The sequence below is a fragment of the Paragemmobacter straminiformis genome, assembly GCF_014243445.1.
Lineage (GTDB): Bacteria > Pseudomonadota > Alphaproteobacteria > Rhodobacterales > Rhodobacteraceae > Paragemmobacter > Paragemmobacter straminiformis.
Window position 1 is genome coordinate 509,619 of record NZ_JACLQD010000001.1, and the last position, 16,132, is coordinate 525,750.

13 protein-coding genes are annotated in these 16,132 nt (G+C 67.3%); 5 read left to right on the forward strand and 8 right to left on the reverse strand.

All coding sequences use genetic code 11. The features are described from left to right. Positions 1 to 63: 63 nt before the first annotated feature. On the reverse strand, positions 64 to 2,676 hold the full coding sequence (gene topA, locus H7F16_RS02410) for a type I DNA topoisomerase (RefSeq protein ID WP_185795952.1): 2,613 nt from the start codon (positions 2,674 to 2,676) through the stop codon (positions 64 to 66). 266 nt (positions 2,677 to 2,942) lie between these two features. Further along, positions 2,943 to 4,058, reverse strand: a complete 1,116-nt coding sequence (gene dprA, locus H7F16_RS02415; protein WP_185795953.1) for a DNA-processing protein DprA — start codon at positions 4,056 to 4,058, stop codon at positions 2,943 to 2,945. A 218-nt stretch (positions 4,059 to 4,276) separates the two neighbouring features. On the opposite strand from dprA, the gene H7F16_RS02420 reads away from it, so the two are divergent. From H7F16_RS02420 to H7F16_RS02435, 4 genes are all read left to right on the forward strand, one after another. Next, positions 4,277 to 5,554, forward strand: a complete 1,278-nt coding sequence (locus tag H7F16_RS02420; protein ID WP_185795954.1) for a 4-aminobutyrate--2-oxoglutarate transaminase — start codon at positions 4,277 to 4,279, stop codon at positions 5,552 to 5,554. Positions 5,555 to 5,815: 261 nt separating this feature from the next. After that, on the forward strand, positions 5,816 to 6,556 hold the full coding sequence (locus H7F16_RS02425; protein WP_185795955.1) for an energy-coupling factor ABC transporter ATP-binding protein: 741 nt from the start codon (positions 5,816 to 5,818) through the stop codon (positions 6,554 to 6,556). Further along, positions 6,531 to 7,130: an energy-coupling factor transporter transmembrane component T family protein gene (locus H7F16_RS02430; protein WP_185795956.1), complete on the forward strand. Its 600-nt coding sequence runs from the start codon at positions 6,531 to 6,533 to the stop codon at positions 7,128 to 7,130. The genes H7F16_RS02425 and H7F16_RS02430 overlap by 26 nt, the downstream gene beginning before the upstream one ends. Before the next feature lie 27 nt (positions 7,131 to 7,157). Continuing rightward, positions 7,158 to 7,700 carry a biotin transporter BioY gene (locus H7F16_RS02435; RefSeq protein WP_185795957.1) on the forward strand — a complete coding sequence of 181 codons (543 nt, stop codon included), beginning with the start codon at positions 7,158 to 7,160 and terminating at the stop codon, positions 7,698 to 7,700. A gap of 65 nt (positions 7,701 to 7,765) precedes the next feature. Here the strand turns inward: H7F16_RS02435 and H7F16_RS02440 are convergent, their stop codons facing one another. The 5 genes from H7F16_RS02440 to metF form a co-directional block, all read right to left on the reverse strand. Then, a complete protein-coding gene (locus tag H7F16_RS02440) occupies positions 7,766 to 8,848 on the reverse strand; it encodes an acetyl-CoA C-acyltransferase (protein WP_185795958.1) in 1,083 nt (360 codons plus the stop codon). Continuing rightward, positions 8,845 to 10,056 carry an AMP-binding protein gene (locus H7F16_RS02445; protein WP_185795959.1) on the reverse strand — a complete coding sequence of 404 codons (1,212 nt, stop codon included), beginning with the start codon at positions 10,054 to 10,056 and terminating at the stop codon, positions 8,845 to 8,847. Before H7F16_RS02445 ends, H7F16_RS02440 begins: the two co-directional genes overlap by 4 nt. 25 nt (positions 10,057 to 10,081) lie before the next feature. Next, entirely contained in the window at positions 10,082 to 10,846 is a 765-nt protein-coding gene (locus H7F16_RS02450; RefSeq protein WP_194308394.1) for an HpcH/HpaI aldolase family protein, read from the reverse strand. Further along, entirely contained in the window at positions 10,846 to 11,286 is a 441-nt protein-coding gene (gene aroQ, locus H7F16_RS02455) for a type II 3-dehydroquinate dehydratase (protein ID WP_338401944.1), read from the reverse strand. Before aroQ ends, H7F16_RS02450 begins: the two co-directional genes overlap by 1 nt. Positions 11,287 to 11,608: 322 nt before the next feature. After that, positions 11,609 to 12,478: a methylenetetrahydrofolate reductase [NAD(P)H] gene (gene metF / locus H7F16_RS02460; protein WP_185795961.1), complete on the reverse strand. Its 870-nt coding sequence runs from the start codon at positions 12,476 to 12,478 to the stop codon at positions 11,609 to 11,611. A gap of 92 nt (positions 12,479 to 12,570) precedes the next feature. On the opposite strand from metF, the gene H7F16_RS02465 reads away from it, so the two are divergent. After that, positions 12,571 to 13,476: a LysR family transcriptional regulator gene (locus H7F16_RS02465; protein WP_185795962.1), complete on the forward strand. Its 906-nt coding sequence runs from the start codon at positions 12,571 to 12,573 to the stop codon at positions 13,474 to 13,476. A 22-nt stretch (positions 13,477 to 13,498) separates the two neighbouring features. Here H7F16_RS02465 and H7F16_RS02470 read toward each other — a convergent pair whose 3' ends face one another. Beyond that, the gene (locus H7F16_RS02470; RefSeq protein ID WP_185795963.1) at positions 13,499 to 16,045 is read right to left on the reverse strand and encodes an AMP-binding protein; all 2,547 of its coding nucleotides are present in this window, start codon (positions 16,043 to 16,045) and stop codon (positions 13,499 to 13,501) included. Positions 16,046 to 16,132 lie beyond the last annotated feature (87 nt).

The following is a 16,132-nucleotide window of genomic DNA, read 5'->3' on the forward strand; positions in this document are numbered from 1 at the left end:
GCCCCGCATGGTGCGCAAGCCTTGCGCACCCTTGCCGCCGGAATATCAAGAAAGCTGCGCGGCCTATGCCTTCTTGGCGACCTTCGGCTTCGCTGCCGCTTTCGGCTTCGCCGTGGCTTTCGGTTTGGACTCGGCTTTCGGCTTGGCCGCAGCCTTCGGCTTTGCGGTGGCCTTCTTCGGCGCGGCCTTCTTGCCGCCCTTGCCTGCCTTCTCGGCGACCAAGGCCAAGGCTTCCTCAAGCGTGACAGCTTCGGGGGTCAATTCCTTGGGCAGGGTCGCGTTGACCTTGGCCCATTTGACATAGGGCCCGTAGCGCCCCGGCATGACCTGAACCTCGCCGCCATCGGGATGCTCGCCCAACACGCGCAGGGGGCCAGCGGGGGCCGCCGTGCCGCGCCCGCGTGTGGCCTTGTTCGCCAGCACTTCGACCGCGCGGTTCATGCCGATGGTAAACACCTCGTCCACATCGGCAATGTTCGCATAGGTCGCGCCGTGTTTCACATAGGGGCCGAAGCGTCCGATCCCCGCCTCGACCAGCTCGCCCGTTTCGGGGTGCGGGCCGATGGGGCGCGGAAGGTCGAGAAGCTGCAAGGCCCGATCAAGCGTGATGCTTTCCGGCGACCATCCCTTGGGCAAGCTGGCGCGCGGCGGTTTGGGGGCGGCCTCGGTCGCCTCGCCGCGCTGGACATAGGGGCCGAAACGCCCCGATTTCAGGCTGATTTCCAAACCGTTCGCATCAACCCCGAGGACCGAGTCGCCCGCAGCCCCGCCGTTTTCGTCGCTGCCGCCGATGGGGCGGGTGTAGCGGCATTCGGGGTAGTTGCCGCAGCCGATGAAGGCCCCGCCCGAGCGCGCGGTCTTGAGATGCAGCCGCCCCGTCCCGCAGGTCGGGCAAGACCGCGGATCGGACCCGTCGGCACGCGCGGGGTAAAGATGGGGCCCGAGGAATTCGTCGATCTTGTCGAGAACCTCGCCGATCCGCAGATCGGCGGTTTCGGCGATGGCGGCCGAAAAATCGCGCCAGAAGCGTGACAGCACTTCCTTGTAATCGCGCTCGCCGGCCGAGACGTCATCGAGCTGCGCTTCGAGGTCGGCGGTGAAATCATATTCGACGTAGCGGCGGAAATAGTTCGTCAGGAAGGCGGTGACGAGACGGCCCTTGTCCTCGGGGATCAGGCGGTTCTTGTCTTTCCTGACGTATTCGCGGTCCTGGATCGTGCCGATGATGCTGGCATAGGTCGAGGGGCGGCCGATCCCCAGCTCTTCCATCCGTTTCACGAGGGTCGCTTCGGTATAGCGCGGCGGCGGCTGGGTGAAGTGCTGCTCGGGTGCGACCTTGCGCTTGTCGACAGCTTCGCCCTGCATGATCTGCGGCAGGCGGCCGCCTTCGTCTTCGTCATCGACGACCACTTCGTCGCGGCTTTCGTCATAGACCGCCATGAACCCGTCGAACAGCACCACCTGCCCCGTGGCGCGCAGGCCCACTTCGGCATCGGCGCTGGCGATTTCGACCGTGGTGCGTTCCATCCGGGCCGAAGCCATCTGGCAGGCGATGGTCCGCTTCCAGATCAGGTCGTAAAGCTTGCGCTGATCCGCCTCGGCCAGACGCAGGTCGTCGGCGCTGGCGGCCATATCGGTCGGGCGGATGCATTCATGCGCTTCCTGCGCGTTCTTGGCCTTGTTCTTGTACATGCGCGGGGCGTCGGGCACGTAGGTCGCGCCGAAGCGGCGCTTGATCTCGGCGCGCGCCGCCGTCACGGCCTCGGGGGCCATGTCGATGCCGTCTGTCCGCATATAGGTGATGTGCCCCGCCTCGTAGAGGCGCTGCGCGGCGTTCATCGTGGCCTTGGCCCCCATGCCGTATTTGCGGCTGGCTTCCTGTTGCAGGGTCGAGGTCATGAAGGGCGGATAGGGATTGCGGGTCGCAGGCTTGGCCTCGACGCTTGCCACCTTCAGCGTGCGCGATGTGACAGCCTGAACCGCCAATTCCGCCGCCGTGGCGGTGGGAATGTCGAACTTCTGCAATTTCTTGCCGCCAAGGACGGTCAGCTGCGCTTCGAATTCCTGCCCGCGCGGTGTCGTCAGAACGGCCTTGACGGTCCAGTATTCCTGCGCGCGGAAGGCTTCGATCTCCATCTCGCGCTCGACGATCAGCCGCAGGCAGACCGATTGCACCCGCCCCGCGGATTTCGCCCCCGGCAGCTTGCGCCACAGAACGGGCGACAGGTTGAAGCCGACAAGATAGTCAAGGGCGCGGCGGGCGAGGTAGGCTTCCACCAGCGGCAGGTCAACGTCGCGCGGTTCCTGCATCGCCTTGGTCACCGCATCCTTGGTGATGGCGTTGAAGGTGACGCGGCGGACGGTCTTGCCCTTTTTCAGCGACGAGGCCAGCGCCTCTTGCAGGTGCCACGAGATCGCCTCGCCCTCGCGGTCGGGGTCGGTGGCAAGGATCAGCGTATCGTCGGTTTTCAGCGCCTCGGTGATCGCGCGGACGTGCTTTTTCGACTCGGCCGCGACCTCCCACTCCATGCGGAAGTCGTTTTCCGTATCGACCGAACCATCCTTGGCCGGAAGGTCGCGGACATGGCCGTAGCTTGCCAGAACGACGTAACCGGGGCCGAGATATTTGTTGATCGTCTTGGCCTTTGCGGGAGACTCGACAACGACGACTGCCATGAAAATCCTGCCCTTTCGGCCCCGTGAATAGCGCGGCAACATGTGGGCGATGGGCGCGGCTGTCAATCGGCGGCTTTCCCGACCGTCATGGCGGGCGCGGAAGCTTTGCCCGAAATCGCGCAGACGCTGCGATTTTTCTGCGAAAAATCAAATGCCTGCCCCCGGCCACCGGCCAAAACCCCGGCGAACGCCGCATATAGCCGCAGCCCGACCGCCCCCCTTGGTCTGCCAGGGGTCGCTGCCCGCCAGCGCAGCCCGACCCGCCGCTAGACGCTGCGCGCCAAAAGCCCGCCCGCCTGCCGCGTGATCGCGCCGTCGAGTTCCAGCGCGACGAGTTCGGGCGCCACCTGTGCGGCAGGCAGGGCCAGATCGCGGATCAGCTGGTCCTCGGCCATCGGGCTTGGCCCCAGCCGCGCGAGGATCTGCCCGTGCAGTTCGGCCAGTTGCGACAGGGGCCGCGCCACGGGCACCGGACCGGGCAGCGGACGGGCCAGCGGCGGGCGGGCATCGACCTCGTCCCCGAAGTTGCGCTGCTGCTGCACGCCCAGCGCCTCGAGCACGTCGGCCGCACCGCGCACCAGCGTCGCGCCGTCGCGGATCAACATGTTGCAGCCGGCGGCGCGGGCGTCGAAGGGATGGCCCGGCACCGCCATGACCTCGCGCCCCAGTTCGAGCGCCTCGCGCGCGGTGATGAGCGAGCCTGACCGGGCCGCAGCCTCGACCACCACCACCGCCCGCGAAAGCCCTGCCACCACGCGGTTGCGTTGCGGGAAATGCCGCGCCTGCGGTTGCAGGCCCATCGGTTGTTCCGACACGAGGCACCCCCGTTCCGCAATCGCCGCCGCCAGATGCGCGTTCTCTTCGGGGTAGACGACATCGACGCCCCCCGCCATCACGGCCACCGTTCCCCCGTCGAGGGCGGCCAGATGCGCCTCGGCGTCGATGCCGCGGGCAAGTCCCGATGCCACGACCTGCCCTCCCTCGCCCAGCGTGACGGCCAGCCGCTTCGCCATCCGCAGCCCGAGCGACGAGGCGTTGCGCGCCCCCACCATCGCCACCATCGGGCGCGACAGCAGCGCCGCGTCGCCGCGCGCCCAAAGAACGGGGGGCGCGTCGGGCAGTTGCGCCAGAAGCGGCGGATAGGCCGCATCGCCGTGGCAAAGCATCGTAGCCCCGGCGATGCGCGCCTGACGCATCTCGTGCTCGGCCACCTCGACCGGACAGGGGCTGTAATCCTGCACGCCCGCGGCGCGCGCCACCTCGGGCAAGGCCGAAAGCGCCGCGGCCGCACTTCCATGTTCCTCGACCAGCCGGTGAAATGTCACCGCCCCGACGCGGCGCGACCGGATCAGCCGCAATCTTTCCAAAGCGTCGCGCGCCATTTCATCCTCCGGGCCATTGCGACTCGCATCCTTGCGGCGCAGGGTTAAAATTCGGTGAATCGCACCTCAGCGGCCAAAAGGTCGCGAATGGGCCAGCGCGGGCGACAAAATGGACCAGCCCCGCCTGTGCCTTCGTGATTGAAGCCGGACACAAAGTTTGATCAAATGCCGCCAAACCCGATCCGTCCGGCTCAGACGGGTCAGAACAGGAGCTTGCTATGCTGAACGTCGAAGTCGCCCGCCGCCGTGATGACGCCATTTCCCGTGGCGTCGGGATGATGACCCAGATCTATGCCGACCGCGCGCTGAACTCGGAAATCTGGGATATCGAAGGCAACCGCTACATCGACTTTGCCGCAGGCATTGCGGTTGTGAACACCGGCCATTGCCACCCCAAGGTCATGGCCGCCGTCACCGCGCAGATGGCGAAATTCACCCACACCTGCCATCAGGTGCTGCCCTATGAAAACTACATCCGTCTTGCCGAGCGGCTGAACGCCATCGTTCCGGGCGACTTCCAGAAAAAGACGATCTTCGTCACCACCGGCGCCGAGGCCTGCGAGAACGCGATCAAGATCGCCCGCATCGCCACAGGCCGCAACGCCGTGATCGCATTCGGCGGCGGCTTCCACGGCCGGACCTTCATGGGCATGTCGCTGACCGGCAAGGTCGAACCTTACAAGAAGGGCTTCGGCGCGATGATGCCCGATGTCTTCCACGTGCCTTTCCCGATGGGCCCGCATGGCATTTCGACCGAAGATTCGATGAAGGGCATCGAAAAGCTGTTCAAGGCCGACCTCGACCCGAACCGCGTTGCCGCCATCATCTTCGAACCGGTGCAGGGCGAGGGTGGCTTCTACGAGGCGCCGACCGACCTCGTCCGTGCCCTGCGCGCGCTTTGCGACAAGCACGGCATCGTCATGATCGCCGACGAGGTGCAGACAGGCTTTGCCCGCACGGGCAACCTCTTTGCCATGCAGATGCACGGCGTCGCGGCCGACCTGACGACGATGGCCAAGGGGCTTGCAGGCGGCTTGCCGCTTGCCGCCGTCACCGGCAAGGCCGAGCTGATGGATGCGGCCAATCCCGGCGGTCTGGGCGGCACCTATGCCGGCAACCCGCTGGGCATCGCCGCCTCGCATGCCGTGCTTGACGTGATCGAGGAAGAAGACCTCTGCGCCCGCGCCAACGAGCTTGGCAGCCGTCTGAAGCAGCGCCTCGAGCAGATCCGCTCGACCACGCCCGAGATCATCGACATCCGCGGTCCGGGCTTCATGGTCGCCGTCGAATTCGCCAATCCGTCGAACCACGAACCCGACGCGGGTTTCACCGGGCGGGTGCGGATGGAAGCGCTCAAGCGCGGGCTGATCCTGCTGACCTGCGGCGTCTATGGCAACGTGATCCGCTTCCTCGCGCCGATCACCATTCCCGATGCCCATTTCGCCGAGGCGATGGACATTCTGGAAGAATCGGTCGCGGCCGCGCGTCAGGGCTAAGCGCATTCCGCAATCCGGGACGGGGGGCTTTCCGCCCCCCGCGTGCCGCGTTCCGCGGCCCTCCCCCCGAGGATATTTGGGGCAAGAGGAAGCGACCGGACCTTTTTGCGCATTCATACTCGTCCAAATATCCTCAGGGGGTGAGGTGCGCAGCACCGAGGGGGCAGAATGCCCCCTGCCGTTCCGCAGCCTGACGAGGGGGCATAAAAGGAGGATGCGTTTGTGCTGGAACGGCCAAGCCCGTTGCGCTAATCGCGCAGCATGGCAGGGACAGGCACGATCACAGAACAGGGCATCACCCTTTCCGGCGCATCCTACGCCGTGGCGGGTCGTCCGATCCTGTCCGGTCTGACCCTTTCGCTCACCGAAGCGCGCATCGGGATCGTCGGGCGAAACGGATCGGGCAAGACCACGCTGTTGCGGCTGATGGCGGGGCTGGTGGCCCCGACCGAGGGCGCGGTGCGCATCGAAGGGGCCGATCCCGCCGACCGCAAGGCGATGTTGCGCCACCTTGGTATCCTGTTCCAGAACCCCGATCACATGATCCTTTTCCCCACCGTCGGGGAAGAACTTGCCTTCGGGCTGCGCCAGATGGGTGAAAGCGCCGAACGCGCGGCGGCTGCCGTTGACGCCCTTTTGGCTGCCGAGGGGCGCGCGCATTGGGCCAAGGCCGCCACCGCCACCCTGTCGCAGGGCCAGCGCCATTACCTGTGCCTTCTGTCGGTCTTGCTGATGCGGCCGCGCACCATCCTGCTTGACGAACCCTTTGCCGGTCTGGACCTGCCCACGCAGGCGCGGCTGGCGCGCCGCTTCGCCACGCTGCCGCAACGTCTGGTCACCATCAGCCACGACCCTGCCGCCGTGGCCACAGCCGACCGCGTGATCTGGCTTGACGCGGGGCGTGTCCGCGCGGACGGCCCGCCTGCCGATGTGCTGCCCGCTTTCACCGCCGAAATGGCGCGGATCGGAGAGGCCGATGCTGACGCTGACCTCGCCGGTTGAAACCCCGCTGCACCGCCTGCCCGCAGGCGCGAAGCTGGCGGGGCTTTGCCTTGCCACGGTGGTGCTGTTCCGGCTGGACAGCCCGGTGCCTCTGGGGGCCTGCCTTGCCATGCTTGCCGTGCTGCACCTAGCGCTCGGCCTGCGGTTCGCATCGACCGCGCTGCGCTTGCTGGTGCCGCTTTGGCCCTTTGTTCTGGTGATCGCGTTCTGGCACCTGTGGCTTGGCGAACCTGCCGCCGGCGCCACGATCCTGCTGCGGCTGGTAACAGCGGTGGCTGCGGCGAACCTTGTCACGATGACGACGCGGCTGTCGGACATGGTCACCGTCATCGAGAAGATCGCCGCGCCCTTGCGCCGCATCGGCCTGTCGCCACGCAGCCTTGCTTTGGCCATCGCGCTGGCGATCCGCTTCCTGCCTGTGCTGTCGCAGCGCATGGGCCAGATTTCCGAAGCCCTGCGCGCCCGTTCCCCCCGACGCGCCGGATACCGCGTGCTGATTCCGGCCTGTCTTGCGGCACTCGATGATGCCGAGCATGTGGCCGAGGCCTTGCGCGCCCGTGGCGGGGCAGGCTAAACCCGCGCAGTCACAACGGAGCCGCCCATGGAACGCACCCTCTCGCATGTTGCCCTTTTCGCCGCGCTCATCGCGGTGCTGGGCTTCGTGCCTGCCGTCACCCTGCCCTTCGGTGTGCCGATCACGGCGCAGAGCCTTGGCATCATGCTCTGCGGCACGGTTCTGGGGGCAAAGCGCGGCGCGCTTGCGGTGCTGCTGTTCCTGTTGCTCGTCGCCGTCGGCCTGCCGCTGCTTTCGGGCGGACGGGGCGGGCTTGGTGTCTTTGCCGGTCCCTCGGTCGGCTTTCTGATCGGGTTCCCCGTCGCCGCTTTCGTGGCAGGGCTGGTGGTCGAGCGTTGGACCGCCCCCGTTGCGCTTGCCGCACTTTCGGGCAGCGTGCTGGGCGGGATCGTGGTGCTTTACGCCTTTGGCATTCCGGGCATGGCGCTGGTGCTTGGCAAATCGATCCCCGAGGCGACGGGTCTTGCCCTTGTCTACCTGCCCGGCGACCTGATCAAATGCGCGCTTGCAGCACTGGTGACCCGTGGCATCGCGCAGATGCGCCCCGGCGCGTTGCTGTCGCGCAGCTGACACAGGGGGGCATGCAGCCCCCCGCGTTTTCCGCCTGCCCCCGCCGCCTACCCCCGCCGCCTACCCTAGCCGCGCAGGACCAGCGCCGTGCCAAGACCGCCCGCCGCGGCAATCGCGGCAAGGCCATACCCCCCCGCCAAATCGTGGAACAAGCGCACCGCCAGGATCGCGCCCGAGGCCCCGATGGGATGACCGCGGGCAAGGGCGCCGCCGCGCAGGTTGACCCGTGCCGCATCCAGCCCCGCGCCTTGCACGCAGGCGATGGCCTGCACGGCATAGGCTTCCATGACCTCGGCCCGCTCAAGGGCAAAAGGCGCAAGGCGCACCGCCGCAAGGGCCGCGCCGATAGCCGCAACGGGGGCGAGGCCCGGCTCATCGGGCGTTCCGCCCAAGGTCAGGCCCGAGACGATCTCGACCGCCCGCGCGGCCCGTGCCGCGATGCGTTCCGAGACCACCAGACACAGCGCCGCACCGTCCGCCGCGACGGCGGCATTGGCGGCGGTGATGCCGCCCGTCACAGGCGTTGCGCGCGCGGCCAAAGCGGGCGTCAGCGCCCTTGTGAAGGCATCGTCCGCCACTCCGGCCAGCGGCAGGATTTCGGCCCGCAAGTTCGCCCGTGCGGCCATCGCCTTGGCATGGCTGGCGACGGCCCAGTCATCCGCCGCCTTGCGGGAAATTCCCAGACGCAGCGCCAGCGCCTCGGCCGCCTGGGCCATGTCGGGGTCGCGGTCGGGCCAAGGGGTAAAGCGCGCCTGTCCATAGGGCGCATCGGCCCCCGGCATCCGCCGTTCGGGACGCTGCGAGGCGCTTTCCGCCCCGCCCGCGACAACGACATCTGCCCCGGCCGCGATCAGGGCGCGCGCCAGAAGCAGCGCGTCCAGCCCGCCCGCACATTGGCGGTCGATGCTCAGCCCCGCGACACGCTCGGGCAGACCCGCCAGCAGGGCCACGCGCCGCGCGGGGTTTCCGCCCTCGCCCAGCGCGTTCGAGACGATCACCTCGTCAACCCCTTCGGGCGCGATGGCAGCATCGGCCAACAGGGCTTGCAGGACAGACGCCCCCAAGGCATCGACCGAAAGCCCCCTGAAGGCCCCGCCCTGCGGCACCACCGCCGTCCGCCGCGCGGCGACAAGGAAAGCCCGCCTCATAGCCCGCACTCGGCGGCAAGGCGGGTGAGGTTGGTCTTGCCCGATGTCAGCATGGGCCAGTCCTTGCGCCAGATCACGGCGCGCGGGGCCTTGAGAGGCCCGAATCTGGCCCGTGCCGCTTGCAGGATCGCCGTTTCCGCGGCGGGGTCGCCCTGCATCACGGCCACCATCACCACGCCCCGCAGCGCATCGCGGCGCGGCAGCACCGCGACCCGCGCCACGCCCGGCAAGGCGGCAAGAAAGGTCTCGATCTCTTCGGGAAAGACGTTCTCGTCGGCGACCGTCACCATGCGCCCGACGCGGCCTGCCAGATGCAGCATGCCCTTTTCCATCCAGCCCGCCTCGCCGACCGAAAGCCAGCCCCGGTTCCAGCGGGCCGTGCCCGGATCATCACCCGCGTAGGACAGGAAGAGATAGGGCGAACGGACCCAGACCTCGCCCACGGCACCATCTTTCAACGCCTCGCCAGCGCGGTTGCGAATGGCGATGCGGACCGAAGGATAGGCGCGCCCGACCGAGTCGACCGCCGTGTCACTGTCGGCAAGGGTTATGAAACTCGCCTCGGCGGCGCCGTAGAATTCGCGCACACCGGCGGTCGGTGCCAGACGCGAAAGCGCTGCGCGCAGGGCCGCGTCAAGCTTCGATCCGCCGACCAGAACCACCCGCAGCGCGCCAAGCTCGGGCCCGCCCGCCTCGACCAGCATGCGCAATTGCGAGGGGGTGGCGTAAAGCACCTCGACCGCTTCGGCGGCCAGCGCGGCCCGCTGCCGGTCGGGCCGCATGCCGCCCATCAGATAGACCGCGCAGCCCATATGCGCCCCCTCGAGCGCACCATAGAGCGAGAGGGAATGCGCAAGCCGTCCCAATACGGCAACGCGCACGGCCGGACCAAGACCGAAGAGCCCCGCGTTCACCGCAAAACTGGCGATCCAGCTTGCCTGTTTGCGCAGAATGCGGCGCGGCCTGCCGGACGAGCCCGAGGTAAGGGTTTCAAAGACCGGGGGGGTCTGGTCAACCGGAGCGGGGGCATCTTCTAGCCCGATGCGGAAGGATTGCCCCTTGGCAGCCCGTGCCAATGCCGAAAGAAGTGCAGCCGCCCCGCCCGTTTCGGGAAGCACCGCCGCGTCGGGCAAGGCGGTGTCGACCCGGCCCACTCCGTCGGCGATCGTGGCCAGCCGATGCAGGCGAAAGCGATCCACGCTTGCCATTGGCCGCCCCCCTGCCCCTTGGGCCCTATTCTTCGCGGAACCGCGCCGAAAGCGCCCGTGCCGATTGCGCCAGCAGCACCATGTCGATCCCGACTGCCGTGAAGGTCGTGCCCCATTCGATGCAGCGCCGCGCGAATTCGAGGTCGGTGGTCAGGATGCCCGCAGGCAGGCCCGCATCGACGATGGCATGGATGGCGCGTTCGACCATCGCCACCACGTCGGGATGGGCCATGTTGCCCACATGCCCCATCGAGGCCGCAAGGTCCGCCGGCCCGATGAACAGCGCGTCCACCCCGTCAACGGCGGCGATCTCGGCGATGCGGTCGACCGCTTCCGCGGTTTCGATCTGCAGGATCAGACAAAGCTCGTCCTCGGCTTTGCGGTGATAGTCCGGCACGGTCTGGAACACCGAGGCGCGCATCATTCCGGCCACGCCCCGCAACCCGCGCGGCGCGTAGCGGATGGCCTCGACCGCGGCCCGCGCCTCGTCCGCGTTCTGGACATAGGGGATCAGCAGGGTCTGCGCGCCGAAATCCAGCAGGCGCTTGATCAGCACCTTGTCATTGCTGGCGGGCCGCACCACGGGGGCGGTGCGATAGGGGGCCATCGCCTGAAGCATCGGCAGGGTGTCGGGAATGTCCGTCAGGGCATGTTCGGTGTCGATCACGACCCAGTCGTAGCCGCAGGTTGCCAGCATTTCGGCGGTCAGGGACCCGGGGATCGAGTTCCACAGGCCGATTTGCTGGCGTCCGTCTTTCAGGGCGGCCTTGAAGCGGTTCTTCGGAAGCATCACTTGCTCACCAGCGTTTTCATCCGGCGCAGCGCCAGCCCGTAGCCTTCGGTGCCGAAACCGGCGATCACCCCTTCGGCTCGAAGGCTCACATAGGAATGATGGCGGAAAGCCTCGCGCCGGTGGACGTTGGAGATATGCACCTCGAGCACCGGCCCCTCGAAGGCGTTGAGCGCATCGAGGATCGCCACCGACGTATGGGTATAGGCCGCGGGGTTGATGATGATGCCCGAGGCTTCGGCCCGCGCCTGATGGATCCAGTCCACCAAGGCGCCTTCGTGGTTGGATTGGTGGAAACGGATGCTCAGGCCCAACTCCTCGGCAAGGGCCGAGCAGGCATCGGCCACATCCTCGAGCGTCTCGCGGCCGTAAATCTCGGGCTGGCGCATGCCGAGCAGGTTGAGGTTCGGACCGTTCAGAATGAATACGGGCTTTGGCACGGGCAAATTCCTGTCACGAAAGTTTCGCGACGATAGCCCCCAAGACGCGAATGCCACAAGGCCCGAAGGGGGATTCCTGCCAAGCATCGCATTCACGAACATGAACCGTTGCGCAAATGCCTGCGGGGCAACCGCGCGGCGCGGAACGGGCGTCGGAGGCTTGGTGCCGATGGGGTGCGCGTGACGCCCCGCCCTGCCGAAAAAAGGCGGGCGCCCGCCGTTTCGTGGTTCCTGCCCATTCCGCGGGAGCCCACCGGGTGCGGAAGGTCGAAGAACCGGCAGGCGCCCAGTCTGCCACAGACTCTCGGGGAGCGTGGATGCCTTAAGCCACTTTCTCCAAAGCCACTTCGGGTGCGATCCCCAAGGCCCGCACCACCTCGCGGGTCAGGTTCGGACGGTTGAGCGTGTAGAAATGCAGGTCCTCGACGCCACCTTCGATCAGGCGCGCGCAAAGGCTGGTGCATTGCGTCAGGGCCAGCAATTCCTCGCGCCCGTCGCGGGCGGCAAGGCGGAACGCCTCGTCCAGTGACGCGGGAACCTGCGTGCCGCAGCGAGCGGCGAACTTCTTCGCGCCCTCCCAGCTGATGATCGGCAGGATGCCCGGAATGACCGGCGCATCGATGCCCGCCTTGGCACAGGCATCGCGGAAGCGGAAGAACGTGTCGGCGTTGAAGAAGAATTGCGTGATGGCGCTGGTTGCCCCCGCGTCGATCTTGCGCTTGAGCCAGGTCACGTCGGCGGTCTTGTCGGCGGCGTCGGGATGCGGTTCGGGATAGGCACCGACGCGGATCTTGAACTTGCCGGTCCTTGCCAGCGCCTCGACCAGCTCGACCGACGAGGCGAAGCCTTCGGGATGGGCTGTGAAGCGGTCAGCCCCCTTGGGCGCATCGCCGCGCAGGGCGACGATTTCGGTCACGCCGGCGGCGGCGTAGCTTTCGGCGATTTCCAGCGTCTCGGCCCTCGTCGCGTCGACGCAGGTCAGATGGGCTGCGACGTTCAGCCCGTAGTTGCGCCCGATCGTGGCCACCGCCTCGTGCGTCAGCTTGCGGGTCGTGCCGCCCGCGCCATAGGTGACCGAGGCGAAGGACGGCTTCAGCGGCGCCAGCATCTGCACCGTCTCCCACAGCCGGAAAGACGCATCAAGCGTCTGGGGCGGGAAGAATTCAAAGCTGATGCGGGGCGTGACGGTCATGGTGGTCTCCTTCGTTGACCCTCTTGTGCCAGATCACCACCTGTGAGACAAATTCATAATATTCACGTTCAACATGAGAATGGCGCATAATCATGCATCTCGAATTCCGCCACCTCCGCACCATCCGCGCCATCCATCAGGCGGGCGGCCTTGCCCGTGCGGCCGATATGCTCAACATGACGCAAAGCGCCCTGTCGCATCAGGTCAAGGGGCTCGAGGATCAGGCAGGGGTGGAGCTTTTCGTGCGCCGCGCCAAGCCGATGCGGCTTTCGGCGGCGGGGTTGCGGATGCTGAAACTCGCCGAACGCATCCTGCCCGAGATCGACGCGCTGGAAGAGGAATTCCGCGCGCTGAAATCCGGCAAGACGGGGCGGCTGCACATCGCCATCGAATGCCACGCCTGTTTCGACTGGCTTTTCGTGGTGCTCGAGTTGTTCCGCCACGCATGGCCCGATGTGGATGTGGACATCCGCGCGGGACTTGCCTTTGACGCCCTGCCCGCGCTGCTGCGCGAGGAGGTGGATCTGGTGATCTCGTCGAACCCGACGGCGCTGGACGGGATCAGCTTCAATCCGCTTTTCGACTATCATCCCACCTTTGTCGCGGCCAAGGACCACCCGCTTGCGGCGAAAGCGGTGATCGAGGCCGAGGATTTCCGGAACGAAATCCTGATCACCTATCCCGTGACGCGCGACAAGCTGGATGTGTTCACCGAACTTCTGACCCCCGCGCGGGTCGAGCCGCGCGGACAGCGGCCCGTGGAACTGACGGCCGTGATCCTGATGCTCGTCGGGTCGAACCGTGGCGTCTCGGTGCTGCCCGACTGGGTGCTGCGCGATGTCCGGTCGAACGCCGACTACATCACCCGCCCGCTCGGGCCGCAGACCATCACGAAACGGCTTTACGCCGCGACACGGGAAGAGGATGCGACGCGCCCCTTCATGGCGCATTTCCTGCGTCTGGCACGGTCGGAACCCGTCAAACTCCAGCGCGGCTGAAAACGCGCAAGGAGCGGGGGTTTCACCCCCGCGCCCCCAGAGTATTTGTCCAAGGATGAAGCGGGGGACGGTGTTTGGCCCAAAGCCGCAGCAGCGCCCTTTGCGCGGCAAAGGCCAGAAGGCCGATCCCGATGCCGCCCGCGACCGACAGGGACGAGAAGAGCCATGCCGGCATGTCCGCGACAAAGGGGGCAAGCAGCAGGTTCGGCACGAAGCGGTGCGTCAGGTAGATCAGGTAGCTTGCCCCCGCCACGGCCAGCACGGGCCGCAGCGCCCAAGCCGGAAGGCGCATCTGCGGCACGAAGAGGAGCAGGGCGATCACCGCAAGGACAGAGCCGTATTTGAGCCATGCCCCGTACCAGTTGCCACCGTAGAGTGCGACGAGCGCCAGCACGGGCGCGGCAAGGGCAAGCACCAGAAGCCGCTGCCGCCCCCGCGCCACACCGACAAGCCAGCCGAGCGCTGCAAGGTAAAGCACCCATGCCAGCGTAAAGATCCGCTGGCCGCCGATATCCCAGACCAGCGGAAAGACGAAGCGCAAGGCCAGCGCCCCGCCTAGGAACCACAGCCCGAAGCGGAACGGATCGCGCCCGATCAGGCGGCGCAGTGGCGGAAGCATCACCAGCACGGCCAGAACCAGCATCATCTGGGCGAAGGCCTCGACGAACCAATAGAGGAACGGCAGCCGGTCGAAGGTTGCGGGCGCGCCGATGCCGAAGTTCGACACCAGCAGCGCCGAACCCCAAGGGATTTGCCCCCAAGCCACGGCGTAACCTGCAAGGATCAGGTAATAGGGGGCCAGCACACGGCCCAAGGGGCGCAGCAGATGGCCCACACGCCCCTCGGCCATCGCCGCACGCTGGAACCGCGCCAGCATCAGGCCGATCAGCACGACCATCACCGCAGCCCCGCCGTAAAGCGGCCAAAGCGTCTCGTGCGTCAGCACGACGGCGAGAACGGCGAGCGCCCGCATGACCAGCGCGGTATCGACGGTCGCAACCTTGGGCACGGGTGCCGTGGCGAGCGCCGCGAGGCGGGCGACGGACATGGCCTCCCACCCTTCGGGCAGATGGCCGAGGCGCGTTTCCAGCACCATCGCCAATTCGACATGGCGCAGGGAATCGCCGCCCAAGGCCGCGAAACTGTCGTCAGGTGATACGATGACAGGGTGGAACACCTGCGCGAAGGCTTGCGCGATATCCGTCGCCGCAACCTCGGGGCCGGACGCGAGGCGGGGGTAATCGATCTTGCCATTCGCAAGGCGGGGCAACGAGGGCATGTGGCGCAGCGAGACATGCCGCGCGGTGAGGCCGGTCAAGCCTGCCACGACGGATGCCACATCCGCCTGCCCTTCGGCTGCCACGCAAAGCCGCGTGTCATCGCCCCAGACAGCGGCGGGAATGCCCCGTTCGGCCAAGGCGGCCTCGACGGCGTCATGCCCGATCCGCAGGCCCGCGATCTTGGACATGCGCCGTGCGCGCCCCGTGATGCGGAACAGGCCGTCCGGCCCGATCTCGGCCAGATCGCCTGTCGCCAAGGCGCCGACCTCGGACCCGCGCGCAAGGTCGGCGCGGTCCGTGGCATAGCCCATCATCACGCCCGGCCCGTCATAGACCAACTCGCCATCGCGCAGCGACAGGCGCCCGCCCGGAACCGCCACGCCGATCACACCGTGCTTTTCGACCCGCGCCGCCTGTTCGGGCGGAAGATAGGCGATCCGCGCCGTGGCTTCGGTTTGACCGTACATTGCCAGAAACCGCCCGCCCCGCGCCGCCATCATCCGGCCGAGTTGGCGCATCCGCGCCACGGGCATCGCCCCCCCCGCCGAGGTGAGAAGGCGAAGATCGGGCAGATCGGCCTGATCGAAGCCAAGCCGCGCCAAGACCTGATGCCCGTGCGGCACGGCGGCAAGGCTGGTGGCCCGCACCGCGCGCAGGGCGGCAAGGAAGCCGGGTTGCAGCAACCCGCCTTCGGCCAGCCAGACCGATGCCCCGACCGACAGGTGGGAATTCAGCACCGAAAGACCGTAGGAATAATGCAGGGGCAGCACGAGCGCCGCCCTTTCGCCCGCCGTCAGCCCCTGAAACGCGGCGATGGCATCGGCGTTCTCTTGCACCGCGCGCGACGACAGCCGCACCGCCTTGCCATGTCCGGTGCTGCCCGATGTCATCATCACCACGGCCAAATCGGGGTGCAACGCGGGTTTGTCGCGCCCGTCGAGGACAAGCCGCCAGCGCCCGCCCTGACGTGCAAAGACGGCGTCGGGCTGGAAACGCGACCGGAAACCGGCCACCGCTTCGGCGTCGGGCAGCAGGGCCACCACATGCCCCGCGCCAAGAGCGCCAAGGTAGGCCGCGACGAAATCGGCCGAGGGTGCAGCCTCGAGCGCCAGAAGCTTGCGCCCGCCGCCCAGCCGCCGTGCAAAACGCCCTGCCCGTTCGGCAAGATCGGCATAGCTGACCTCGCCCGTCGCGGTGACAAGCGCCACAGCCGCCCCGTGAACGGCCAGATCACGGGCGAAGCGCGGGGCGAGGGGCAGAGCCCTGTCTGGGGCGGAACGGGCGTTCATCGGGGCCTCGTACTAAAACCTAGCGTTTCAGTCAACAAATTCTTACCCGCCGCTTTGCCCTGCACATCCGCCTTCCCTCTTTCCTTC

Excerpts from the sequence above, each read along its gene's own strand:
- H7F16_RS02470 (WP_185795963.1), bottom strand. The coding sequence starts at position 16,045 with ATGAACGCCCGTTCCGCCCCAGACAGGGCTCTGCCCCTCGCCCCGCGC.
- H7F16_RS02425 (WP_185795955.1), top strand. The coding sequence starts at position 5,816 with ATGGCAGGGACAGGCACGATCACAGAACAGGGCATCACCCTTTCCGGC.
- dprA (WP_185795953.1), bottom strand. The coding sequence starts at position 4,058 with ATGGCGCGCGACGCTTTGGAAAGATTGCGGCTGATCCGGTCGCGCCGC.
- H7F16_RS02440 (WP_185795958.1), bottom strand. The coding sequence starts at position 8,848 with ATGAGGCGGGCTTTCCTTGTCGCCGCGCGGCGGACGGCGGTGGTGCCG.
- H7F16_RS02450 (WP_194308394.1), bottom strand. The coding sequence starts at position 10,846 with ATGCTTCCGAAGAACCGCTTCAAGGCCGCCCTGAAAGACGGACGCCAG.
- H7F16_RS02465 (WP_185795962.1), top strand. The coding sequence starts at position 12,571 with ATGCATCTCGAATTCCGCCACCTCCGCACCATCCGCGCCATCCATCAG.
- topA (WP_185795952.1), bottom strand. The coding sequence starts at position 2,676 with ATGGCAGTCGTCGTTGTCGAGTCTCCCGCAAAGGCCAAGACGATCAAC.
- H7F16_RS02420 (WP_185795954.1), top strand. The coding sequence starts at position 4,277 with ATGCTGAACGTCGAAGTCGCCCGCCGCCGTGATGACGCCATTTCCCGT.
- metF (WP_185795961.1), bottom strand. The coding sequence starts at position 12,478 with ATGACCGTCACGCCCCGCATCAGCTTTGAATTCTTCCCGCCCCAGACG.
- H7F16_RS02430 (WP_185795956.1), top strand. The coding sequence starts at position 6,531 with ATGCTGACGCTGACCTCGCCGGTTGAAACCCCGCTGCACCGCCTGCCC.
- H7F16_RS02445 (WP_185795959.1), bottom strand. The coding sequence starts at position 10,056 with ATGGCAAGCGTGGATCGCTTTCGCCTGCATCGGCTGGCCACGATCGCC.
- H7F16_RS02435 (WP_185795957.1), top strand. The coding sequence starts at position 7,158 with ATGGAACGCACCCTCTCGCATGTTGCCCTTTTCGCCGCGCTCATCGCG.